Genomic DNA, 22,106 nt, shown 5'->3' with positions numbered 1-22,106 from the left:
CGGCGCGAGCGCGGGGATCCTCAGAAGGGGTCCGCCGCGGAGGCTGGCTGGTCAGCGCCGTCCGCTCCCTCGAACCGGAAGCTGTCGCGGAAGGTGAACCACAACGAGGTGTGGAACATCGAGGCCATGAACAGCACGATCGGGTAGACCACGATCTGCATCACCTGAGGCCCGCCGACGATGGAGCCCAGCAGGCCGAGCAGCAGGCCGGTGATGATGAACACGCCCGCCCAACCCAGGGTGAACAGCAGCAGCGCGCCCTTGTTGTTCCAGCAGGCCACCAGGCTGAAAAACAGGCTCTTCACCGGCGACACGCCGTGCCAGAACACCAGCGCCGGTGCGTGCCAGAAGGCCATGAGCACAGGCAGATAAGCCAGTAGGGCCACGCCCATGCCAGGGCGGCCAATGGCGGCGCTCATCGCTTCGGGTGTGACCTCGGTGCCGTCGGCGATGGGGGCGGCCGCCGGCACGTCGCCCGCGAACAGCGCCGCGATGCCCATCACCAGGAACAGGCCCGCCGCGTATAGCGCGCCCAGCACCAGCATGTTGCGGGTGCGCGCGCTACCGCCTCGAAAGGCGGTGAGCAGCAGCGAGGGCATGGGAAAGCGTCCCTGCTCAGCTTCGCGCGTGGCGGCCATGAGGCCCAGCGTGGCCGCGGGCACCAGGGCGACCGCCACGGCCGTGCCCAGCACGGGCACGATGGACAGCACCGACACCAAAGCCATGAACATGAAGAACAGGCCCGACATGGCCAACGGCTGGCGCAGGAAGGTGCGCATACCCAGTTTGACCCATTGCCAGCCGGTGCCAGCCTTGTTGATCTGAACCCTCATGCGGGCACGGCCTCCTGCGCCATCGGTGGGTTCACGGAGATTGTGTTCGGCAGCCGCGCGCGCAGCACGCGCTCGAAATGGCCCGGGTCGTGCGCCTGCAGCATGGCGGCCTCGCGCGGCAGGTGCAGGTCCCACAGGCGCGAAAGCCAGAAGCGCAGCGCGCCCGCGCGTTTCATGGCCGGCAGCAGGCGCCGCTCGGGAGGGCTCAGCGGGCGCACGCTCTCATAGGCCTGCAGGAAGGCCTGCTCCAGCACCGGGTCGGGCTGGCCGTCGGTGTCACCGCCGTGGCGCACACACCAGTCGTTCAGGCACACGGCGATGTCGAACAGCCAGGTGTCCACGCCCGCGAAGTAGAAGTCGAAGAAGCCGCTGACGGCGCCGTCCTCGAACATGACGTTGTCGCGGAAGAGGTCGGCGTGGATGGGGCCGCGCGGCAGGGCCCGGTAGGCGCTGCTCTCGGCCACGTGGTTCTGGTAGGCGAGCTCGGCACGCAGCAGCGCGGCCTGTGCCTCGTCGATGAAGGGCAGCACCACGGGCACGGTTTCGTTCCACCAGGCCAGGCCGCGCAGGTTGGGTTGGTGGTGGTCGAAATCGCGGCCCACCAGATGCAGGCGCGCCAGCAGCGCGCCCACCGCGGCACAGTGCGCGGCCGTGGGCGCCAGTTCGCTCGCGCCGCGCAGCTTGTCCACCACGGCGGCGGGCTTGCCCTGCAGCGTGTGCAGGATCTCGCCCTTCGCGTCGGCCGCCGGCTCGGGCACCGGCACGCCGTGCGTGGCCAGGTGCTTCATCAGGTGCAGGTAGAACGGCAGTTGCTCGGCGCTCAGGCGCTCGAACACGGTGAGCACGTGCTCGACCGTCTGGCCGTCGCGTTCGCTGGTGACGAAGTAGTTGGTGTTCTCGATGCCGCCCTGGATGCCGCGCAGCTCGGTGAGGGTGCCCAGGTTCAGTCGTTCGATGAGGGCGGCGGCGTCGGCGAACGGGACCTCGGTGTAGACGGCCATGTCAGAAATCGAAGAGGCGCCAGCTGCTGCGGCCACTGTTGCCCGAGGGGCGGCCCGCGGTTTCACCGGGGGTGTTGGCCGCGCCGCGCGGCTGGATCTGGTATGCCGGCGCGCCGTTCTTGGGTTGCACCTGGATGGACTGGGTCTGGCCGTCCACGCGCAACTCGTCGATGCGGGTGAGCGCGTCCTCGTGCGTGATGCGCTCGATGCGGTCGCCCGGGGCGTGCTGCAGGGGCGCGGGGTCGGCCGGCGGCTGTTGGGCCAGGGCCGGCGCGGCCAGCGCAGCCAGCAGGGCGGCGCCGAAGAGGGAGGGGGTGGAGGCCATTCGCGCATTGTAGGCACCGGGGTGTTGGCAGCGCTGCCGCCGGGCCATGTCCGGCGCCGGCCGACGCCCGGCCTTCACGCCTTCCTACACAATGGCGGGATGACCCAGGACGCCGCCCGAACCCTGCTGCTGATCGACGGATCCAGCTACCTGTACCGCGCCTACCACGCCATGCCCGATCTGCGGGCCGTGCCCGGCGACCCGAACAGCCCCGCCACCGGGGCCATCCGCGGGATGATCAACATGATGCAGAGCCTGCGCAAGGAGGTGCCCGCGGTGTTCGCGGCCTGCATCTTCGACGCCTCGGGCCCGACCTTCCGCGACGCCCTCTACACCGAGTACAAGGCCAACCGCAGCCCCATGCCGGACGACCTGCGCGCGCAGATCCCGCCCATCCACGAGGTGGTGCGCCTGCTGGGCTTCCCGGTGATCGACGTGCCCGGCGTGGAGGCCGATGACGTGATCGGCACGCTCGCGCGCGCGGCGGCCGAGCAGGGCTTCGACGTGATCGTCAGCAGCGGTGACAAGGACCTGGCCCAGCTCGTCAACGAGCGCATCGCCATCATCGACACCATGAGCGGCAAGCGCCGCGACATGGCTGGCGTGCAGGCCGAGTTCGGGGTGCCGGCGAACCTGATGATCGACTACCAGACGCTGGTGGGCGACACGGTGGACAACGTGCCGGGCGTCGACAAGGTGGGCCCGAAGACGGCGGCCAAGTGGCTGCTGGAGTACGGCTCGCTCGACGCCCTGGTGGCGCGCGCGGGCGAGGTCAAGGGCGTGGCCGGCGAGAACCTGCGCAAGGCGCTGGACTGGCTGCCCACGGGCCGCCAGCTCGTCACCATCAAGACCGACTGCGACCTCAACGGCTTCGTGCCCGGCCTGCCCGCGTTGGACGCGGTGCGCATGAAAGAGCCCGACAACGAAGCCCTGCAGGGCTTCTACGAAAAGTACGGCTTCAAGACGCTTGCGGCCAAGGCGTCGGTAGGCAAGGAGGCGCCCGTGGCGCCGAACGCCACCGCGGTGGAGCCCGGCCTGACCGAGGGCCTGTTCGACGAAGCGGCAGCGCCGGCCGAGCCGCGCCCGGCGTTGAAGTACGACACCATCCTCAGCTGGGACCTGTTCGACACCTGGCTCGAACGCTTGCACGCCGCCGAACTGGTGGCGCTGGACACCGAGACCACCTCGCTCGACGAGATGGTCGCCGAGATCGTGGGCATCTCCTTCAGCGTGACGCCGGGCGAGGCCGCCTACGTGCCGCTGCGTCACACGGGCCCCGACGCGCCCGAGCAATTGCCCTTCGACGAGGTGCTGGCGAAGCTCAAGCCCTGGCTGGAAGACCCGACGAAGCCCAAGCTGGGCCAGCACGTCAAGTACGACCGCCACGTTTTCGCCAACCATGGCATCGAGGTGCGCGGCTACGAGCACGACACCATGCTGCAGAGCTACGTGCTGGAAGTGCACAAGCCGCATGGGCTGGAAAGCCTGGCCGAGCGCCACACCGGCCGCAAGGGCATCAGCTACGAGGACATCTGCGGCAAGGGCGCGCACCAGATTCCTTTCGCGCAGGTGGATGTGGCCAAGGCCGCCGAGTACTCCTGCGAGGACAGCGACCAGACGCTCGACGTGCACCGCGTGCTCTGGCCGCGCCTGCAGGCCGACGAGAAGCTGCGCTTCATCTACGAGCTGGAAATGGCCAGCAGCGAGACGCTTTACCGCATCGAGCGCAACGGCGTGCTGATCGACGCGCCCACGCTGTCGACACAGAGCCACGAACTGGGTCAGCGCATCGTTGCGCTGGAGCAGGAGGCCTACGCCATCGCTGGCCAGCCCTTCAACCTGGGCAGCCCCAAGCAGCTCGGCGAAATCTTCTTCGACAAGCTCGGCCTGCCCGTCATCAAGAAGACCGCCACCGGCGCGCGCAGCACCGACGAGGAGGTGCTGGAGAAGCTGGCCGAGGACTATCCGCTGCCGGCCAAGATCCTGGAGCACCGTGGCCTGTCCAAGCTCAAGGGCACCTACACCGACAAGCTGGCGCAGATGGCCAACCCGCGCACCGGCCGCGTGCACACGCACTACGCGCAAGCGGTGGCCGTCACGGGTCGCCTGTCCAGCAACGACCCGAACCTGCAGAACATCCCCATCCGCACGCCCGAGGGCCGGCGCGTGCGCGAGGCCTTCGTGGCGCCGGCGGGCAGCGTCATCGCCAGCGCCGACTACTCGCAGATCGAGCTGCGCATCATGGCCCACATCAGCGGCGACGAGGCCCTGCTGCGCGCCTTCCACGAGGGCCAGGACGTGCACCGCGCCACCGCGGCCGAGGTGTTCGGCGTGGAGGTGGCGCAGGTCAGCAGCGAGCAGCGCCGCTATGCCAAGGTGATCAACTTCGGCCTTATCTACGGCATGAGCGCGTTCGGGTTGGCCAAAGCGCTGGGCATCGACAACACGGCAGCGAAGAACTACATCCAGCGCTACTTCGAGCGCTTCGTGGGCGTCAAGCGCTACATGGAGCAGACGGTGGAGTCCGCGCAGAGCAAGGGGTACGTGGAAACCGTGTTCGGGCGCCGCCTGTACCTGTCGGAGATCAGAGGCGGCAACGGCCCACGCAAGAAGGCGGCCGAGCGGCAGGCCATCAACGCCCCCATGCAGGGCACGGCGGCCGACCTCATCAAGATGAGCATGGTGGCCGTGCAGGCCGCGCTCGACGACCAGGAGCGCCGCACCAAGATGATCATGCAGGTGCACGACGAACTGGTGTTCGAGGTGCCCGAGGCCGAGGTGGAGTGGGTGCGCAGCGAGGTGCCGCGCCTCATGGCCGCCGTGGCCGAGCTCAAGGTGCCGCTGCTGGCCGAGATCGGCGTCGGGCCGAACTGGGACAAGGCCCACTGACCCGCGGGCGGGCGCTTGAACTTCAGGCCCGCCCCGGAATCTGCATCACTTCCAACCACCACCCAAGGAGACCCGCGATGCTCGAACACGACATGACCCGCGATGCCGAAGCCCTGCTGGGCGGCAGCGCCGACCAGTCCGGCGCCACCCGCCGCACCGCCCTCAAGGCCGCTCTGGGCGTGGGCTACGCGGCCGCTGCGGCGCCGCTGATGGCGCAGACCGCCATCCGCACGCCCTCCGACGGCCTGACCGTGGGCGAGGTGATGATCGACGTGAACGGCTTCAAGATGCCGGCCTACCGCGCCGCGCCCGCCGGCAAGACGGGCCTGCCGGTGGTGCTGGTGCTGTCCGAGATCTTCGGCGTGCACGAGTACATCGCCGACACCGCACGCCGCTTCGCCAAGGCCGGTTACCTGGCCATCGCACCTGAGCTGTTCGTGCGCCAGGGCGATGCGCAGAGCTACGGCGAGGTCGCCAAGCTGATCTCGGAAGTGGTCAGCAAGGTGCCCGACGCGCAGGTGCTGGGCGACCTGGACGCCACGGTGAAGTGGGCGGCCGCCAACGGCGGCGACACCAGCAAGCTGGGCATCACCGGCTTCTGCTGGGGCGGGCGCCAGGTGTGGCTGTACACCGCGCACAACCCGGCGGTGAAGGCCGGCGTGGCCTGGTACGGCCGCCTGGTGGGCCAGCAAAACGAGCTGACACCGAAGAACCCGATCGACATCGCCGGCCAGTTGCACGGCCCGGTGCTCGGCCTCTATGGAGCGGCCGACACCGGCATCCCCCTTGACACTGTTGATAAGATGAAATCAGCTTTGGCGGCCGGCAATGCGGCGGCCAAGGCATCGACCTTCGTGGTGTACCCGGACGCGCCGCACGCCTTCCACGCCGACTACCGGCCGAGCTTTCGCAAGGAGCCGGCCGAGGATGGATGGAAACGCGCGCTCGCCTGGTTCAAACAGCACGGCGTGGGTTGACCGAGACACCCCCGCCGCGCTTCGCGCGTCCCCCGCGAGGGGGCGACACCTGCGGCCCGGCAAAGCCGGTTCCGCGGTGTCACTCGGTTCGACCACCCGTGCGCCGCAGGTCTTCTACCGAGTAACAGAGTACTGATATGACCTTGTTGGCGATCCTGATCGGCACCATTGCCGCCGGCGTGGGCAGCGTGTGGGTGGCGGCGCTGCTGGGCTACGCCATGATGGCGCGCTACACGCAGCACATGCTGAGTCTGGCGGCTGGCGCGTTGATGGCCACGGCCTTCATGCATCTGCTGCCCGAGGCCTTCGAGAGCGCGGCCGGTGCGCACGAGCTGTTCGCGCTGCTGCTGGGCGGCCTGGTGTTCTTCTTCCTGCTCGACAAGGCCGAGCTCTGGCACCACGGCCACGAGCACGGGCAGGAGGCCGACGAGGACCACGCCCATCACCACCACGGCCATGGGCACCACCATCACCACGGCCACGGGAACGAGCCCCGCGCCGGCGGCTGGGCCGTGCTGCTGGGCGACAGCGTGCATGCCTTCGGTGACGGCATCCTGATCGCCTCGGCCTTCGTGGCCGATGTGCGCCTGGGCGTGGTGGCCTCGCTGGCCGTGCTGGCGCACGAGGTGCCGCACCACATGGGTGACCTGGTGGTGCTGCGCCAGACCTCGCGCACACCACGCGCGGCGCTGCTCAAGGTGTCGCTGGCGGGCACGGTCACCGCGCTGGGCGGCATCGTGGGTTACCTGCTGCTGGCCTCGCTGGACGACTGGCTGCCGTACTTCCTGGTGGCGGCGTCCAGCAGCTTCGTCTACGTGGCCCTGGCCGACCTGATCCCGCAGTTGCAGAAGCGCCTGAGTCTGCGCGAAACGGTGGCGCAGATCGTGTGGCTGGCCGTGGGCATTGGCATGGTCACGCTGGTGAGTGGGCTGGCGCACGGGCACTGAGCCCGCGCGGGCCGCGCAGCCCGCGGCCGCTCACAGCTTCTGCGACTCGCTCTCGCTCCAGCGCGGCGGGCTGCCGAAGCTGAAGCGGAACGTGGCACCCTGGCCGACGACGCCCTCGGCCGAGATGCGGCCATCGTGCCGCTCGATGATGCGGCGCACCGTGGCCAGTCCGATGCCCGTGCCCTCGAACTCGCTGGGCCGGTGCAGGCGCTGGAAGGGCTTGAAGAGCTGGTCGACGTACTTCATGTCGAAGCCCACGCCGTTGTCGCGCACGAAGAAGTGCGGCACGCCGTCGTCGTCGACGCCGTCGAGGCCGAACACGACGTGCGCCTCCTCTCGGTCGCGCGTGTACTTCAATGCGTTGCCGATGAGGTTTTCCAGCACGATGCGCGCGAGGTGCGGGTCGCAGTCGGCCTCCAGGCCCTGCGCCAGTTCGGCGCGCACGCGGCGCTGCGGGGCACGCGCCAGTTCATGCTCCAGCACGCTGCGCGCCAGTTCGCTCAGGTCGATGGGGCCGCGCTGCAGCACACCCTGGCTGACGCGCGCCAGCGCCAGCAGGTCGTTGATGATGGCGCCCATGCGCTGAGACGACTGCAACACGCGGTCGAACAACTGCTGCGTGTCCTCGTCGAGTTTGCCGTCCAGTTGCTCCTGCATGAGGCGCGTGAAGCCGTCGATGGCGCGTAGCGGCGACTTGAGGTCGTGCGAGACGGAGTAGGCGAAGGCGTCGAGCTCGGCGTTGAGCTTCTGCAGTTCGGCGGTGCGCTCGCGCACGCGCTGCTCCAGGGTTTCGTTCAGGCTCACGATCTCGCGCTCGCGGCGCAGGCGCAGCAGCTCGGCGTTGGCGCGGCTGGCGAAGATGGAGATGAGCGCCTGGACGTCGGCCTTCACCTCCACCGGCGTGCGCCACATGGCGATCAGCATGCCGGTGGCCTGGCCGTCGGGGTCGCGCAGGGCCTGGCCCAGGTAGGCCTGGAAGCCCTGGGCGCGCAGTTGCGGCGCGTTGGGGTAGTTCTCTGCCAGGCCAGCCGTGCAGGTCATGAGCCCGTGCTGGCGCAGCGTGTCGGCGCAGGGCGTGCCCGCCACGCTGAAACGGAAGTTGCGCGCGGCGCGGCCGTCTCGCCACACGCCCAGGGTCTGCAGTTCGCCCTCGTCGGTGGTTTCGGCCAGGGCCACCAGGTTGGCGCCGATGGCGTTGCTCAGGGTTTCGGCGAGCGCGGCGAAGAAGGCCTCACCCGTCTCGGCGGCCACGCCCTTGGCCACGTCGAGCAGCAGGGCTTCGCGGCGTTTTTCCTCGCTGACGTTGAAGCTGGAGGACAGGATGCAGGGTTCGCCGTCGATGTCGATGATCTCGGCCCAGATGCGCGAGTCGACGAGGGTGCCGTCCTTGTGCCGCATCTGCGTGTCGTAGCCGTCCACGCGGCCGTCGCGCCGGATGCGCTCGACGAAGCGCTCGCGGTCCTCGGGCGTGAGCCAGGAGCCGACCTCCACCGAGGTGCGGCCCAGCAGTTCATTGGCCTCGAATCCCTGGGCCTTGTCCTCGGCGCGGTTCACTTCCAGGAATCGGCCATCGGACAGGCGCGTGATGGTGAGGTTGAGCGGCGCGAAGTGAAAGGCCTTGGAGAACAGCGCCTCGGAGCGCTGCAGGCGGCGGATGAGCTCCTCGCGGCCGGTCATGTCGCTCACCGTGGTGATGATCAGGCGATCCTCGTCGTCGTTGCCCATTTCGCTGGACACCATGGCGTCGAACTCGCTGCCGTCGGCGCGGCGGCCCCTGCCGCGGTGTTGGGCGATGTGGCGCTCGACGATGAGGCGCTCCATGTAGCGCTCGCGCTCCATCGGGTCGGCCCAGAGGAAGGTGTCCTGGCGCCCCAGCACCTGGCTGCGGCGGTAGCCGTAGCAGCGCTCGAAGGCGGGGTTGACGTCGAGGATGGCGCCGGTGCGCGCGGACTGCGCGACCATGGGGCTCGGGCTGGACCGGAAGATGCGCGTGAAGCGCTCCAGGCAGCGGTCGCGCTCCTGCTCGGTCTGGCGGCGCCGCTCCAGTTCGTGTCGCAGCCGCTGCAGCGCGCGGTGGGTGACGGCGCGGCTGTGCATGACGACCAGCCCGACCACCACGATGGTGGTGGCCTGGGTGAGCCACACCCGCACGTTGACGGAAAAATCCGGTGTGGGGCCGAAGCCTTCGCGCGCCTCGATCCAGTTCAGCAGGCCCAGCAACGCCACGGTGGCCAGCACCGCGAGCACCAGCGCGCGCCGGCCCAGGAAGATGCCCGCGCCGACCACCGCACCCACGAACAGGAAGTTGACCGCTGTGCGCACCGACCCATAGGTCACCACCGAGAGGGTGGCCGTGGCCAGCACGCCCAGGATCACCAGCGCGGCCACGGGTTCGGGCGAGAGACGGCGCGTGCGCAGCGCCAGCCAGCAAGCCCAAGCCACCGCAGCCAGGGTGCCGGCGATCAGCGCCTCGCTGCGTTCGGGCGCCGCCAGCAGCAGGTCCAGGACAGCAATGCCCAGTGCCGCGAAGCCGACCAGCAGGCAGACCCACAAGAGTGTCTTGCGCAGGTCGGCCGCGTCGGGGGTGTCGGCCTGCACCGACAGGCCAACCGATTCAGGCCCTTGCATCAGCCTCTCGCACGCGGCGTTCCTTCGGTGTTGCACCAGGCGCTCCAGCTGCCCGGGTACAGGGTGGTGGTGCCCAGGCCGGCGATGGCCATGGCCAACAGGTTGGGCACGGCGCTCACCCCGCTGCCGCACTGGTGCACCACGCCGGCGGGGGCGCGCCCGCCGAGCAGGGCCTCGAACTCCTGGCGCAATTGCGCGGCGGGCTTGAAGCGGCCATCGGCCTGCAGGTTGTCGTTGAAGGGGCGGTTGAGCGCGCCGGGCACGTGGCCGGCCACCGGGTCCAGCGGCTCGACCTCGCCGCGAAAGCGCGCACCCGCGCGGGCGTCGATCACCGTGGTGTCGGCGCGGCCGAGGCGGGCCAGCAGGCCGGCGGTGTCCAGCGTGGGCGCGAGCGAGGGGCCGGCGCGGAAGGTGCCGGCTGCGCGAGGCTGGGCGGGGCCGCTCTGCAGCGCGCCGCCCGCGGCCTTCCAGGCGGCCAGGCCGCCGTCGAGCACGGCCACGGCCTCGTGGCCGCACCAGCGCAGCATCCACCACAGGCGGCCACAGAAGTTGACGCCCTGGCGGTCCATCACCACCACCTGCGTTCCCGGGCTCAGGCCCAGTTCGGCCAGGCGGGCGGCGAAGCGCTCGCGCTCGGGCAGGGGGTGGCGGCCGTCGCTGGCGGGCCGGCCCTTCTGGCTCAGGTCTTGGTCCAGGTCCACATACACCGCGCCGGGCACATGCTCGGCTTCGAACTGCTCGCGGCCAGCGGCAGGGTTCATCAGGTCGAAGCTGCAGTCCATCACCAGTACCGGGGTGCCCGCATCGAGCAGGGCCTGCAGTTCGCGAGCTTGTATCAACAAGTTAAGCATGCACACATTGTGGAGCAGATCGCATGCGTTTCAGGAGATGCGGCACTAGGGTTCTTCCGCAGGCACCTGCGGCACCGTGCGCGAGCGAAGCACCGTGGCCGCGATGCCGCTGACGATGATCAGCCCCATGCCGACCCAGCCGATCAGCGGGATGCGGTCGCCGAACACGGTGAGGCCGAACAGCGCGGCAAAGACGATGCCCGAGTAGTGCAGGTTGGCCACGACCATGGTGGCGCCCTGTGCGTAGGCGCGCGTGAGGCACAGTTGTCCGCCCACCGCGAGCAGGCCGATCGGCAGCAGCCACAGCGCGCCGGGCCAGCGCAGCGGGCTCACGCCCACGAACAGCATGCCGATCAGCCCCGCAAGCGCCGAGCCCAACGAGAAGTAGAAGACCGTGCGGCTCTCGGGCTCACCCACCTTGGCGAGCGCGGCCACCTGAAGGTAGGCCAGGGCCGCGAACACGCCAGACAGCAGTCCCACCAGCCCCGCGAAGGCCTGCTCTTCGTTGAAGCTGGGGCGCAACAGCAGGGCCACGCCCAGGAAGCCCGCGATCACCGTCAGGAACAGGGGCGCCTGTTCGCGCATCTGCTCGCCGCGCGCCTGTGTGAGCACTGCGCCGCCGAGCAGGAAGGTGGCGATCCACACGCTGCTCATGTAGTTGAGCGTCATGGCCGTGGCCAGGGGCAGCAGGGCGATGGCGTAGAACCAGGCCGTGAGCGAGATGGTGCCCACCAGGCTGCGCCAGGCGTGCATCATGGGCACGCGCGTGGCGAGCGACACTCCCTGCCAGCGCGTCAGGCCCCACAGGAACAGCATGCCCACGACGCCGCGGTAGAACACGGTCTCGAAGCTGTTGAAGTGGGCGGCGGCGAACTTGATGCACACGCCCATGCTCGCGAAGAAGAAGGACGCGAGCAGCATCCACAGTGCTTGCATGGCTCAGCCGGTGAAGGTGTTCCCCATCGTCTTGCGGTACCACTCGTGGAAGTGTTGCATGCCGTCTTCCATGGGGCTCTGGTACGGGCCGACCTCGTTGTCGCCGCGCGCCAGCAAGGCCTTGCGGCCCGCGTCCATGCGCTCGGCAATCTCGTCGTCCTCGATGCAGGTCTCCATGTAGGCGGCGCGCTGCGCCTCGACGAACTCGCGCTCGAAGGCGGCGATTTCCTCGGGGTAGTAGAACTCGACCATGTTCAGCGTCTTGTCCACGCTGACGGGATGCAGCGTGGAGACAGTCAGCACGTGCGGGTACCACTCGACCATGATGTGGGGGTAGTAAGTGAGCCAGACCGCGCCATGCGCGGGCAGCTCGCCCTGGCGGTAGGCCATCAGCACCTCGTGCCAGCGCTGGTAGGTCGGGCTGCCGGCGGGCTGCAGCAGGTTCTGCGCGCCCACGGTCTGCACCGAGTACTCGGGCCGGAATTCCCAGCGCAGGTCTTCGCAGGTGACGAAGTTGCCCAGCCCCGGGTGGAAGGGACCGACGTGGTAGTCCTCGAGGTAGACCTCGATGAAGGTCTTCCAGTTGTAGTTGCACTCGTGCAATTCGACGTGGTCGAGCACCATGCCCTCGAAGCTCAGCAGCTCACGCGGGCCCATGCCGGCCAGGTCGGCCTCGATGTCGCGGCCGTTGTCCTCGAACAGCAAGCCGTTCCACTCGCGCAGCCGGTAGTTGTTGAGGTTCAGGCAAGGGTCCTGCTGGAAGTGCGGCGCGCCAAGCAATTGGCCGGCACGGCCGGCCCCGGCGGGTGTGTTGGTGCCGCTGTACGTCCAGCGGTGCAGTGGACACACGATGTTGCCGCCCGCGTGACCGGGCCCGTGGCCCTGCAGGTTGCCGCGCCCCTTGAGCATCACGGCCTGGCGGTGGCGGCAGACGTTGGAGACCAGTTCGATGCCCGAGGGCGTGTGCACCAGGGCGCGGCCCTCGCCTTCCTGAGGCAGGGCGTGGTAGTCGCCGACGTTCGGCACGGAAAGAGCGTGCCCCACGTAGCGGGGCCCGCGCTGGAAGATCGTCTCCAGCTCGCGCTGGAACAGCGCCTGGTCGAAGTAGCTCGACACCGGGAATTGGCTTTTGGCCTGCTGAAGTTGAAGACTCAAATCAGACATGCTTGTCCTGACCTAAAGACTCCCCCTATGAAGGGGCAGGGTAAGCGCTGTGCTCGTCAGACGAATTCGCGCGGGAAGGGTGAAGTGGTGCGTCCCTCCGGACCCGAAGGGCCCGTCGTTTGGGAAAAAAAGAGCGCGGATTGTACCCCCGGGGTGCATCACGCACGGGTCAGCGGAAATGCCTCATCGCTAAAATGCCTCATTTGGCCGGAATGCCCCCAGGGGGTTCCCTTGACCGCCGGCATTTCCCTCACGAGGCCCATGACGCCACCGCCCGCCCGTTCGGCCGCCGCCGACACACCGCCCGTGGCACCCAGCTACGAGGCTGCGCTGCAGGAACTCGAGCAGCTCGTCGCCCAACTCGACGCCGGCCAGTTGCCCCTTGATCAGTTGCTCTCGCGCTACCAGCGCGGGGCCGAGTTGCTGGCCTTCTGCCGCGACCGCCTGCAGGCGGTGGAACAGCAGATCCAGGTGTTCGAGGCCGGGCAAAGCAAGCCCTGGGTTGACGAATGAACATGGACCCCCACGCTCCGTCGCTGCGCGAGTCGATGCCCCCCGAGGGGGCTGAGCCGCCTTGGGGCGGCCCGGCGGCGGCTCGCCTCGTGCAGGAGCAGACCTTCGTGCAATGGCGCGCCGTGCAACAGGCCGCGGTGGAGCAGGCCCTCTCGCGCTGGGTGCCCAGCGACGCGCCCGCCGGCCTGGGCGACGCCATGCGCTACGCCGTGCTCGACGGCGGCAAGCGCCTGCGCCCGCTGCTGGTGCTGGCCACTTGCGAAGCCGTGGGCGGTCAGGCCGACGCCGCCATGCGCGCGGCCTGCTCGGTGGAGCTCATCCACGCCTACTCGCTGGTGCACGACGACATGCCCTGCATGGACAACGATGTGCTGCGTCGGGGCAAGCCCACGGTGCACGTGAAGTTTGGCGAGGCCCAGGCCTTGCTGGCCGGGGACGCCCTGCAGGCCCTGGCCTTCGAACTGCTGGTGCCCGGCGATGGCAGCCTGGCCGATGCCATGAGCGCGCGCCTGTGCCGCCTGCTGGCCCTGGCGGCTGGCGCCGATGGCATGGCCGGTGGCCAGGCCGTGGACCTGGCCAGCGTGGGAATCGCCCTCGACCTGGCGGCGCTGGAGGCGATGCATCGCCGCAAGACTGGCGCGCTGCTGCAGGCCAGTGTCACCATGGGCGCGGCCACCGGCGTGGTGGCGCGCGACACCCTGGCCGCGCTCACCGAGTACGGTGCCTGCGTGGGACTGGCCTTCCAGGTGGTGGACGACATCCTTGACGTCACCGCCGATTCCTCGACGCTGGGCAAGACGGCGGGCAAGGACGCCGCGGCGGACAAACCCACTTTCGTGTCGCTCATGGGTCTGGGCCCGGCCCAGGCGTATGCCGACAATGTGCTGGCGCGTGCCCACGCCGCCCTCGGGCGCAGCGGGCTCGAGCGGCCGGGCACGCTGCATGCCCTGGCCGACTGGGTGGCCCAGCGCGCCTCTTGATGCGCCAGCACCGTTCGTGAACGACGACGCCCCATGACCGTACCGATCACCACCTTGCTCGACAACGTCCACTCGCCGGTTGATCTGCGCCGCCTCGCGCGCCCGCAGCTCAAGCCGCTGGCCGACGAATTGCGCCAGTTCCTGCTGAACAGCGTGGCCCGCACGGGCGGGCACCTCAGCTCCAACCTGGGCACGGTCGAACTCACCATCGCGCTGCACTACGTGTTCAACACGCCCGAGGACCGGCTGGTGTGGGACGTGGGTCACCAGACCTACCCGCACAAGATCCTCACCGGCCGGCGCGATCGCATGGACACGCTGCGCCAGCTTGGCGGCATCAGCGGCTTCCCGCGACGCGACGAGAGCCCCTACGACACGTTCGGCACCGCGCACTCGTCCACCAGCATCTCGGCCGCGCTGGGTATGGCCATGGCCGCCAAGGCCAAGGGCGAGGACCGCCGCGCCGTGGCCATCATCGGCGACGGTGCCATGACCGCCGGCATGGCCTTCGAGGCGCTGAACAACGCCGGCGTGGCCGACGGCAAGCTGCTGGTCATCCTGAACGACAACGACATGTCGATCTCGCCCCCGGTCGGCGCGCTCAACCGCTACCTGGCGCAGCTCATGAGCGGGCAGTTCTACGCCGCCGCCAAGCACATGGGCAAGCAGGTGCTCAAGGGAGCCCCGCCACTGTTCGAACTGGCCAAGCGCTTCGAGCAGCAGGCCAAGGGCATGGTGGTGCCGGCCACGCTGTTCGAGAAGTTCGGCTTCAACTACATCGGCCCCATCGATGGCCACGACCTTGACTCGCTGATCCCCACGCTGGAGAACATCCGCCAGCTCATGGACGCGCACGAGGGCCCGCAGTTCCTGCACGTGGTGACCAAGAAAGGCCAGGGCTACAAGCTGGCCGAGGCCGACCCCGTGGCCTACCACGGCCCCGGCAAGTTCGACCCGGCCGTGGGCCTGACCAAGCCCGCCACGCCGCCCAAGACCACCTTCACCCAGGTCTTCGGCCAGTGGCTGTGCGACATGGCCGCGGCCGATCAACGCCTGGTGGGCATCACGCCGGCCATGCGCGAAGGCTCGGGCATGGTCGAATTCGAGCGCCGCTTTCCCGACCGGTACTTCGACGTCGGCATCGCCGAGCAGCACGCGGTGACCTTCGCCGCCGGCCTGGCCTGCGAGGGTTTGAAGCCCGTGGTGGCGATCTACTCCACCTTCCTGCAGCGCGCCTACGACCAACTCATCCACGACGTGGCGCTGCAGAACCTGCCCGTCGTGTTCGCGCTCGACCGCGCCGGCCTGGTGGGTGCCGACGGCGCCACGCACGCGGGCGCCTACGACGTCGCCTACCTGCGCTGCATTCCGCAAGTGTCGGTGGCCTGCCCGGCCGACGAGGGCGAGTGCCGGCAATTGCTGTCCACTGCCTTCGCGCAGAACCACCCGGTGGCCGTGCGGTACCCGCGCGGCGCGGGCGTGGGAGCGGCCCAGCCCGAGGGGCTGCAAGGCCTGCCCTTCGGCAAGGGAGAACTGCGCCGCAAGGGGCGGGGCGTGGCCATCCTCGCCTTCGGCACGCTGCTGTACCCGGCGCTGGCCGCGGCCGAGCGCCTGGGGGCGAGTGTCGCCAACATGCGCTGGGTCAAGCCGCTCGACATCGAGCTGCTGCGCGAGATCGCGCGCACCCACGTGGCCATCGTCACCGTGGAAGAGGGCTGCACCATGGGCGGCGCGGGCAGCGCCGTGATGGAGGCCCTGCAGGCCGAGGGCCTGCAACTGCCCGTGCTCGCGCTCGGGCTGCCCGACGACTTCATCGAGCACGGCGACCCGGCCAAACTGCTGGCCCTGCAGGGCCTGGACGCGGCGGGCATCGAACGCAGCGTGCGCGAGCGCTTCGGTGCGCTGCTGGATGGTGCCTCGGGCCTCAAGGTAGTGGCCTGATCCCTCGCGCCGGGCAAGCCTGACGCGAGGCTGAACGCCCCCCTGGGGCAAGCCCTCGGTTCAAGGGAAAACCCCCGCGAGGTCGCACCCACCGGTTCCTAGAATTTCGTGGCCTTCACGGGCGCCCGCACGCAGTGGCGGGCACACATAACCACCACGGAGTTGAAACACATGGACCGTCGCTCTCTCATCCGGCATGCCGGAATCGCCGGCGTGCTCGCCGCTGGCGTCGCACCCTCGGTGCACGCCCAGGCCGCCATCCGCTGGCGCCTGACCTCCAGCTTCCCCAAGGCCCTGGACACCATCTACGGCGCGTCGGACGTCTTCGCGTCCAGCGTGAAGGCGATGTCGGGCGGCAAGTTCGAGGTCAGCGTGCACGCGCCGGGTGAACTCGTGCCCGCGCTCGGCATCGTCGACGCGGTGCAGGCAGGCACCGTGGAGATGGGTCACACGGCACCGTACTACTTCTTTGGCAAGGACCCCACCTTCGCCATGGCCACGGCCATTCCCTTCGGCCTGAACAGCCGCCAGCTCACCGCCTGGATGTACGACGGCAACGGCATGAAGCTGTTCCGCGAGTTCTACGACCAGTACAAGATCGTGAACTTCCCCGGTGGGAACACCGGTGCGCAGATGGGCGGCTGGTACCGCAAGGAGATCAAGACCGCGGCCGACATGAAGGGCCTGAAGATGCGCATCGGCGGCTTTGCCGGCCAGGTGCTCACGCGCATGGGCGGCGTGCCGCAGAACATCCCCGGTGGCGAGATCTACCAGGCGCTGGAGAAAGGCACCATCGACGCCACCGAATGGGTGGGCCCGTACGACGATGAGAAGCTGGGTTTCCAGAAGGTCGCCAAGAACTACTACTACCCCGGCTGGTGGGAAGGCGGCGCGCAGCTCGAGTTCTACGTCAACAAGGACGCTTACAACGCCTTGTCGGCCGAGCACAAGGCGATGGTCGAGAACGCCGCCTCGCACGCGCACACGGTGATGCAGGCCCGCTACGACGCGCGCAACCCGGCGGCCCTCAAGCGCCTGGTGGCCGGTGGCGCAAAGGTGCTGGCGTTTCCGAAGGCCATCATGGACCTGGCCTACAAGGAATCCATGGCGCTGTACAGCGAGCTGTCGGCCAGCAACCCGCACTGGAAGAAGATCTACGCCGACTATTCCAATTTCCGCCGAGACCAGAACCTGTGGTTCCGCTTCACCGAGGCGCAGTTCGACCGGTACATGCAATCGGCTAAGCTCTGAGACCCGCTGGCCTTGCGCCGGCACCCCGCCGCGGCGGGGTTTTTTTCTCGGGCCTCGCCGGCCCGTGTCGCGTGGGTGACCCGCCCGCGCGGCACCCCGGTCGCACGGAGTCAGCCGCGCGGCCACACCCATACCCATGGGGTTCACATGCAAGCCTTACTCTCGATCTCCCGACTCATTGACGCCATCAACGACCGCATCGGCCGGCTCATGATGTGGTTCGTCCTCGCGGCCACGCTCATCAGCGCCGTCAACGCCATCATCCGCAAGGTGTTCGGCAACAGCTCCAATGCGTGGCTGGAGGTGCAGTGGTACCTCTTCGCCGCGGTGTTCCTGCTGGGTGGCGGCTACGCCTTCCTGCGCAACGCGCACGTGCGCATCGATTTCCTGTCGTCGAAGTTCAGCGCGCGCACGCGCAACTGGGTCGACATCGTGGGCGTCGTGGTGTTTCTCACACCCCTGTGCCTGTTGCTCATGATCGAGGGCTGGCCGGTGTTCGCGCGCGCCTGGGCGTCGGGGGAGATGTCCTCCAACGCGGGCGGGCTGATCCGCTGGCCGGTGTACCTGCTCATTCCGCTGGGCTTCGCCATCCTGCTGCTGCAGGGCGTCTCCGAGATCATCAAGCGCGCGGCCTTTCTCACGGGGCAGGGGCCCGACGTGCTGGCCCACAAGGAGCCTGAAGAGGCCGACTTCCTGGTGCGCGAAATGGCCGATGACCAACCGGCCTCCACGAACAAGGCCTGAGCGAGCGCACCATGATCGAGTTCCTCACCAACAACTTCGTGCCGCTGCTGTTCGGCGGCCTGCTGGTCTTCCTGCTGTCGGGCTTCCCGGTGGCCTTCGCGCTGGCCGCCACCGGCCTGTTCTTCGGCTACATCGGCATGGAGATCGGGCTCTTCCCCCCGAACCTGTTCCAGGCCCTGCCGCTGCGCGTGTTCGGCATCATGCAGAACGAGACGCTGCTGGCGATCCCGTTTTTCACGCTCATGGGCATCATCCTGGAGCGCAGCCGCATGGCCGAAGCCTTGCTGTCCACCGTGGCCCAGGTGTTCGGCCCCGTGCGCGGGGGCCTTGCCGTCGCGGTGATCCTGGTGGGCGCCCTGCTGGCGGCCACCACCGGTGTGGTCGCCGCCGCCGTCATCTCCATGGGCCTGATCTCGCTGCCCATCATGCTGCGCTACGGCTACAACCGCACCATCGCCATGGGCACGATCACGGCCTCGGGCACGCTGGCGCAGGCCATTCCGCCGTCGCTGGTGCTGATCGTGCTGGCCGATCAGATGGGCCGCTCGGTGGGCGACATGTACGCCGGTGCGCTGGTGCCGGGGCTGATGCTGGTGGGCCTGTACCTTCTGTTCGTCGCGGGCGTGGCCATCGCGCTGCCCAAGTGGGTGCCCGCGCTGCCGAAAGAGGCGCGCATCTATATCGAACCCAGTGGCGCCTCGGGCCACCGCTCGCTGCTGGTGCTGCTGGCCATCAGCGCGGTGGCTGGCTGGCTCTGGAGCCAGAACCACGCGGCCATCATCAACCCGCTGATCGAACGCCAGATGGCGCCCGGTGGCGATGAAGTGGTGATCATGTCCATCAGCGTGGCGTCCGTGCTGGCGCTGGTGCTGGCGCTGCTCAACCGCCTGTTCCGCCTGCGCCTGCTCTCGCGACTGGCCGAGCAGGTCACCTTCGTGCTGATCCCGCCGCTGGTGCTGATCTTCCTGGTGCTGGGCACCATCTTCCTGGGCGTGGCCACGCCCACCGAAGGTGGCGCGATGGGCGCACTCGGCGCGCTGATCATGGCTGCGAGCCGGCGCACGCTGAGCCTCAAGCTGATGCACGAAGCGCTGGAGAGCACCACCAAGCTGTCGATCTTCGTGCTGTTCATCCTGATCGGCTCCACGGTGTTCAGCTTCACCTTCAATGCGGCCGACGGCCATGTCTGGGTCGAGCACCTGTTCGACAAACTGCCCGGCGGGCAGATGGGCTTCCTGCTGGTCGTGAACATCCTGGTGTTCATCCTGGGCATGTTCATCGACTTCTTCGAGATCGCCTTCATCGTCGTGCCGCTTCTGGTGCCGGTGGCGCAAAGCCTGGACATCAACCTCATCTGGTTCGGCGTCATCCTGGCGATGAACATGCAGACCTCCTTCCTCACGCCGCCCTTCGGCTTCGCGCTGTTCTACCTGCGCAGCGTGGCCGCCCGCCAGGACTACACCGACAAGGTCACGGGCAAGCTGATCCCGGCCGTCACCACGGCGCAGATCTACAAGGGCTCGATCGCCTTCATCGTGCTGCAGCTCATCATGGTGGCGGTGGTCATGCTCAACCCGGGCATCGTGACGGGCAGCCTGGGCGCGCCGGTGAAGGTGGACAACGAGGCCGTGCAGGACTTGCTGCGCGACATGGCGCCGCCGTCCGAAGGGGGCGGTTATGGCACCGAAGAGGAGGAACAACCGGCCGAGGAGCCGTCGGCTGACGAACTCAAGCCCGAGGCCGAAGAGGCCGCGCCGGCCGAGGTCGACCCGAACAAGGCGCTGCAAGACGCGCTGAAACCCAAGAACTGAGCCCGAACGCAACATGCAGATCGACGTCAAGATCCTCGACCCGCGCATGGCGGAGCAGTTGCCCGCCTACGCCACGCCGGGCAGCGCCGGGCTCGACCTGCGCGCCTGCCTGGACGCGCCCTTGCGGCTGGAGCCCAACGCCTGGCAGCTCGTGCCCACCGGCCTGGCCATTCACCTGGCCGACCCGGGCTACGCGGCGCTGATCCTCCCGCGCTCGGGCCTGGGCCACAAGCACGGCATCGTGCTGGGCAACCTGGTGGGGCTGATCGACAGCGACTACCAGGGCCAGCTCATGGTGAGCGCGTGGAACCGCAGCGACGTGGCGTTCACCATCGAGCCCATGGAGCGTCTGGCGCAGATGGTCATCGTGCCCGTGGTGCAGGCGCGCTTCAACGTGGTTGAGGACTTCGCCGCCGAGAGCGCGCGCGGCGCGGGCGGCTACGGTTCAACTGGACGAGGTTGACACGTTTCTGGCGCGCCGACCACGCAACCAAGAGGTGCCGCGGAACCGGCTTTGCCGGGCCGCAGGCGCCGCCCCCTTGAGGGGGTGACGCGAAGCGGCGCGGGGGTGCTTCTTTTCAATGCAGGGTGGGGGGCACCGGCGGTGACTGCGCCGGGTCTGTCACGTCGAGCTGCGTGCGGAAGAAGCCCGTGCCCAACGTGCCCCGGCCGATCTCGTCCTCTGTGGCTTCGCGCACCGCGTGCAGCTTGAGCTTGATGCGGATCGCGATGCCCGCCAGCGGGTGGTTGCCGTCGAGCACCACGTGGTCGGGGTAGATGTCGCTGACGAAGAACAGGCGGTCGCGCGGTGCGGCCGGGTTGCAGCCGGGGGGCAGGCCTTCGAAGCCCATGCCTTCCTCGAGCTGCTCGGGAAAGCGCTCGCGCGGTTCCAGGAACAGCAGCTGGTCGTCGTAGTCGCCGAAGGCGTCGAGCGGCTCGAGGTGCAGCTCCAGCGTGTCGCCCGGCACATGGCCTTGCAGGGCCTCTTCGATCTTGCCGAGCAGGTCGCTGCCACCTACCAGGAACTCCACGGGCTCGTCGAGCGTGTCGAGCTCGTCGCCCAGCGTGTCCTTCAGGGTCCAGGTGAGTGCCACGACGCACTGGGGCGTCACGGCCATGGGGGAAGCGGCATCGGATTTCATCGGACAATTCTCCCATGAGCCCCATGACCAGCCTGTTGCCAGGCCTCCTGCCCGACGAACCGCTGGCCCTGCTCGGCGGCCTCAGCCCCATGCGCTTCATGCGCCGGCACTGGCAGAAGAAGCCTCTGCTGATCCGCCAGGCCATCGCCGACTTCCAGCCGCCGCTGGACCGCGGCGCCCTGTTCGATCTGGCCGGGCAGGAGGGCGTCGAGTCGCGGCTCATCGAGCACGCGCGCGCGGGCTGGTCCCTGCGCCATGGCCCATTCGCGCGGCGTGCGCTGCCGCCGCAAAGCCGCCCGCGCTGGACCCTGCTGGTGCAGGGTGTGGACCTGCACCACGATGCCGCGCACGCGCTGTTGCAGCGCTTCCGCTTTGTGCCCGACGCGCGGCTGGACGATCTCATGATCTCCTGGGCCAGCGAGGGCGGCGGCGTGGGGCCGCACTTCGACAGCTACGATGTCTTCCTGCTGCAAGCCACGGGCCGCCGGCGCTGGCGCATCGGCCGCCAGAAGGACTTCAGCCTGCAGCCCGATGTGCCGCTCAAGATCCTGCAGCACTTCGAGCCCGAAGAAGAGTTCGTGCTAGAGCCCGGCGACATGCTCTACCTGCCGCCGCGCTGGGCGCACGATGGCGAGGCCGTAGGCGGTGATTGCATGACCTGCTCCATCGGCTTTCGCGCCCCGCAGCGCGGTGGACTCGCCGGCGAGCTGCTGCAGCGCATGGCCGACGCGCTGGAAGACGACACGCTCTACCGCGACCCGCAACAAGCCGCCACCGTCCAGCCCGCGCGTCTGCCCGAGGGCCTGCAGGCCTTCGCGGCCGATGCCCTGCAGCGCCTGCTGGGTGAACGCGACGCGCTGGCGCTGGCATTGGGTGAGGTGATGACCGAGCCCAAGCCCCACACCTGGTTCGACGAACCGGCCGGGACCTGGGCGCCCGGCGCCTTGCGGCTCGATCGGCGCACGCGCATGATGTATGACGACCGCCACGTGTTCATCAATGGCGAGGGCCTGCGAGCCGGCGGCGCCGACGCGCGCCTCATGCGCCGCCTGGCCGACCAGCGCCACCTGAGCGCAGGCGAGGTGCGGCGCGCAAGCGCCGATGCCGTGGCCGTGCTGGGGGATTGGTTCGAGGCCGGCTGGCTGCACCTCGAAGCGGAGTGAAACCACAGGG

The 22,106-nt window shown here is 68.9% G+C and carries 19 protein-coding genes; 11 read left to right on the top strand and 8 right to left on the bottom strand.

The annotated features are described in order from the left end of the window. Positions 1–20: 20 nt before the first annotated feature. From BN948_RS06805 to BN948_RS06795, 3 genes are read right to left on the bottom strand one after another with little or no spacing between them, the layout of a single operon-like run. Positions 21–833: a BPSS1780 family membrane protein gene (locus BN948_RS06805; RefSeq protein ID WP_009517201.1), complete on the bottom strand. Its 813-nt coding sequence runs from the start codon at positions 831–833 to the stop codon at positions 21–23. After that, positions 830–1,834 (bottom strand): homoserine kinase, encoded by a 1,005-nt coding sequence (locus BN948_RS06800; RefSeq protein ID WP_009517202.1) that lies wholly within the window; start codon positions 1,832–1,834, stop codon positions 830–832. The genes BN948_RS06805 and BN948_RS06800 overlap by 4 nt, the downstream gene beginning before the upstream one ends. 1 nt (position 1,835) lies before the next feature. Then, the gene (locus tag BN948_RS06795; RefSeq protein WP_009517203.1) at positions 1,836–2,159 is read right to left on the bottom strand and encodes a DUF2782 domain-containing protein; all 324 of its coding nucleotides are present in this window, start codon (positions 2,157–2,159) and stop codon (positions 1,836–1,838) included. Positions 2,160–2,258: 99 nt separating this feature from the next. On the opposite strand from BN948_RS06795, the gene polA reads away from it, so the two are divergent. From polA to BN948_RS06780, 3 genes are all read left to right on the top strand, one after another. Then, a complete protein-coding gene (polA, locus tag BN948_RS06790) occupies positions 2,259–5,048 on the top strand; it encodes a DNA polymerase I (RefSeq protein ID WP_009517204.1) in 2,790 nt (929 codons plus the stop codon). 77 nt (positions 5,049–5,125) lie between these two features. After that, positions 5,126–6,025, top strand: a complete 900-nt coding sequence (locus BN948_RS06785) for a dienelactone hydrolase family protein (RefSeq protein WP_009517205.1) — start codon at positions 5,126–5,128, stop codon at positions 6,023–6,025. 137 nt (positions 6,026–6,162) lie between these two features. Further along, entirely contained in the window at positions 6,163–6,972 is an 810-nt protein-coding gene (locus BN948_RS06780) for a ZIP family metal transporter (protein WP_009517206.1), read from the top strand. A 30-nt stretch (positions 6,973–7,002) separates the two neighbouring features. Here the strand turns inward: BN948_RS06780 and BN948_RS25500 are convergent, their stop codons facing one another. Genes BN948_RS25500 through BN948_RS06760 form a run of 4 tightly spaced genes read right to left on the bottom strand, consistent with a single transcriptional unit; the run spans position 7,003 to position 12,551 of the window. Next, on the bottom strand, positions 7,003–9,600 hold the full coding sequence (locus BN948_RS25500) for a PAS domain S-box protein (RefSeq protein ID WP_051755960.1): 2,598 nt from the start codon (positions 9,598–9,600) through the stop codon (positions 7,003–7,005). Then, positions 9,600–10,451, bottom strand: a complete 852-nt coding sequence (locus BN948_RS06770) for a sulfurtransferase (RefSeq protein WP_009517209.1) — start codon at positions 10,449–10,451, stop codon at positions 9,600–9,602. Before BN948_RS06770 ends, BN948_RS25500 begins: the two co-directional genes overlap by 1 nt. A gap of 45 nt (positions 10,452–10,496) precedes the next feature. After that, a complete protein-coding gene (locus BN948_RS06765) occupies positions 10,497–11,387 on the bottom strand; it encodes a DMT family transporter (RefSeq protein WP_009517210.1) in 891 nt (296 codons plus the stop codon). Between the two features lie 3 nt (positions 11,388–11,390). Next, on the bottom strand, positions 11,391–12,551 hold the full coding sequence (locus BN948_RS06760; RefSeq protein ID WP_009517211.1) for an aromatic ring-hydroxylating oxygenase subunit alpha: 1,161 nt from the start codon (positions 12,549–12,551) through the stop codon (positions 11,391–11,393). A gap of 261 nt (positions 12,552–12,812) precedes the next feature. Between BN948_RS06760 and xseB the strand changes: the two genes are divergently transcribed. From xseB to dut, 7 genes are all read left to right on the top strand, one after another. Next, complete coding sequence (gene xseB, locus BN948_RS06755) at positions 12,813–13,064, top strand: exodeoxyribonuclease VII small subunit (RefSeq protein WP_035620911.1); 252 nt, start codon at positions 12,813–12,815, stop codon at positions 13,062–13,064. After that, positions 13,061–14,044 (top strand): polyprenyl synthetase family protein, encoded by a 984-nt coding sequence (locus tag BN948_RS06750; protein WP_009517215.1) that lies wholly within the window; start codon positions 13,061–13,063, stop codon positions 14,042–14,044. Before xseB ends, BN948_RS06750 begins: the two co-directional genes overlap by 4 nt. A 33-nt stretch (positions 14,045–14,077) precedes the next feature. Next, positions 14,078–15,985, top strand: a complete 1,908-nt coding sequence (dxs, locus tag BN948_RS06745; protein WP_009517217.1) for a 1-deoxy-D-xylulose-5-phosphate synthase — start codon at positions 14,078–14,080, stop codon at positions 15,983–15,985. 171 nt (positions 15,986–16,156) lie between these two features. Then, entirely contained in the window at positions 16,157–17,236 is a 1,080-nt protein-coding gene (locus BN948_RS06740; RefSeq protein WP_009517219.1) for a TRAP transporter substrate-binding protein, read from the top strand. Positions 17,237–17,383: 147 nt separating this feature from the next. Next, positions 17,384–17,980 (top strand): TRAP transporter small permease subunit, encoded by a 597-nt coding sequence (locus BN948_RS06735; RefSeq protein ID WP_009517220.1) that lies wholly within the window; start codon positions 17,384–17,386, stop codon positions 17,978–17,980. A gap of 11 nt (positions 17,981–17,991) precedes the next feature. Continuing rightward, complete coding sequence (locus BN948_RS06730; RefSeq protein WP_009517221.1) at positions 17,992–19,791, top strand: TRAP transporter large permease; 1,800 nt, start codon at positions 17,992–17,994, stop codon at positions 19,789–19,791. 13 nt (positions 19,792–19,804) lie between these two features. Next, a complete protein-coding gene (dut, locus tag BN948_RS06725; RefSeq protein WP_009517222.1) occupies positions 19,805–20,254 on the top strand; it encodes a dUTP diphosphatase in 450 nt (149 codons plus the stop codon). 115 nt (positions 20,255–20,369) lie between these two features. On the opposite strand, the gene BN948_RS06720 is transcribed toward dut, so the two are convergent. Beyond that, on the bottom strand, positions 20,370–20,909 hold the full coding sequence (locus BN948_RS06720; protein WP_050980624.1) for an FKBP-type peptidyl-prolyl cis-trans isomerase: 540 nt from the start codon (positions 20,907–20,909) through the stop codon (positions 20,370–20,372). Positions 20,910–20,947: 38 nt separating this feature from the next. Here BN948_RS06720 and BN948_RS06715 point away from each other — a divergent pair, with 38 nt between their 5' ends. Beyond that, on the top strand, positions 20,948–22,096 hold the full coding sequence (locus tag BN948_RS06715) for a JmjC domain-containing protein (RefSeq protein ID WP_009517224.1): 1,149 nt from the start codon (positions 20,948–20,950) through the stop codon (positions 22,094–22,096). The last annotated feature ends 10 nt before the right edge of the window (positions 22,097–22,106 follow it).

This window comes from Hydrogenophaga intermedia (assembly GCF_000723405.1).
Taxonomy (GTDB): domain Bacteria; phylum Pseudomonadota; class Gammaproteobacteria; order Burkholderiales; family Burkholderiaceae_C; genus Hydrogenophaga; species Hydrogenophaga intermedia.
Note: the sequence above shows the minus strand (reverse complement) of the source record. Positions and strands in the feature narration are given on the sequence as shown.

Coding starts and splice junctions, on each gene's coding strand:
- BN948_RS06805 (WP_009517201.1), bottom strand. CDS start 833: ATGAGGGTTCAGATCAACAAGGCTGGCACCGGCTGGCAATGGGTCAAA.
- BN948_RS06800 (WP_009517202.1), bottom strand. CDS start 1,834: ATGGCCGTCTACACCGAGGTCCCGTTCGCCGACGCCGCCGCCCTCATC.
- BN948_RS06795 (WP_009517203.1), bottom strand. CDS start 2,159: ATGGCCTCCACCCCCTCCCTCTTCGGCGCCGCCCTGCTGGCTGCGCTG.
- polA (WP_009517204.1), top strand. CDS start 2,259: ATGACCCAGGACGCCGCCCGAACCCTGCTGCTGATCGACGGATCCAGC.
- BN948_RS06785 (WP_009517205.1), top strand. CDS start 5,126: ATGCTCGAACACGACATGACCCGCGATGCCGAAGCCCTGCTGGGCGGC.
- BN948_RS06780 (WP_009517206.1), top strand. CDS start 6,163: ATGACCTTGTTGGCGATCCTGATCGGCACCATTGCCGCCGGCGTGGGC.
- BN948_RS25500 (WP_051755960.1), bottom strand. CDS start 9,600: ATGCAAGGGCCTGAATCGGTTGGCCTGTCGGTGCAGGCCGACACCCCC.
- BN948_RS06770 (WP_009517209.1), bottom strand. CDS start 10,451: ATGCTTAACTTGTTGATACAAGCTCGCGAACTGCAGGCCCTGCTCGAT.
- BN948_RS06765 (WP_009517210.1), bottom strand. CDS start 11,387: ATGCAAGCACTGTGGATGCTGCTCGCGTCCTTCTTCTTCGCGAGCATG.
- BN948_RS06760 (WP_009517211.1), bottom strand. CDS start 12,551: ATGTCTGATTTGAGTCTTCAACTTCAGCAGGCCAAAAGCCAATTCCCG.
- xseB (WP_035620911.1), top strand. CDS start 12,813: ATGACGCCACCGCCCGCCCGTTCGGCCGCCGCCGACACACCGCCCGTG.
- BN948_RS06750 (WP_009517215.1), top strand. CDS start 13,061: ATGAACATGGACCCCCACGCTCCGTCGCTGCGCGAGTCGATGCCCCCC.
- dxs (WP_009517217.1), top strand. CDS start 14,078: ATGACCGTACCGATCACCACCTTGCTCGACAACGTCCACTCGCCGGTT.
- BN948_RS06740 (WP_009517219.1), top strand. CDS start 16,157: ATGGACCGTCGCTCTCTCATCCGGCATGCCGGAATCGCCGGCGTGCTC.
- BN948_RS06735 (WP_009517220.1), top strand. CDS start 17,384: ATGCAAGCCTTACTCTCGATCTCCCGACTCATTGACGCCATCAACGAC.
- BN948_RS06730 (WP_009517221.1), top strand. CDS start 17,992: ATGATCGAGTTCCTCACCAACAACTTCGTGCCGCTGCTGTTCGGCGGC.
- dut (WP_009517222.1), top strand. CDS start 19,805: ATGCAGATCGACGTCAAGATCCTCGACCCGCGCATGGCGGAGCAGTTG.
- BN948_RS06720 (WP_050980624.1), bottom strand. CDS start 20,909: ATGGCCGTGACGCCCCAGTGCGTCGTGGCACTCACCTGGACCCTGAAG.
- BN948_RS06715 (WP_009517224.1), top strand. CDS start 20,948: ATGAGCCCCATGACCAGCCTGTTGCCAGGCCTCCTGCCCGACGAACCG.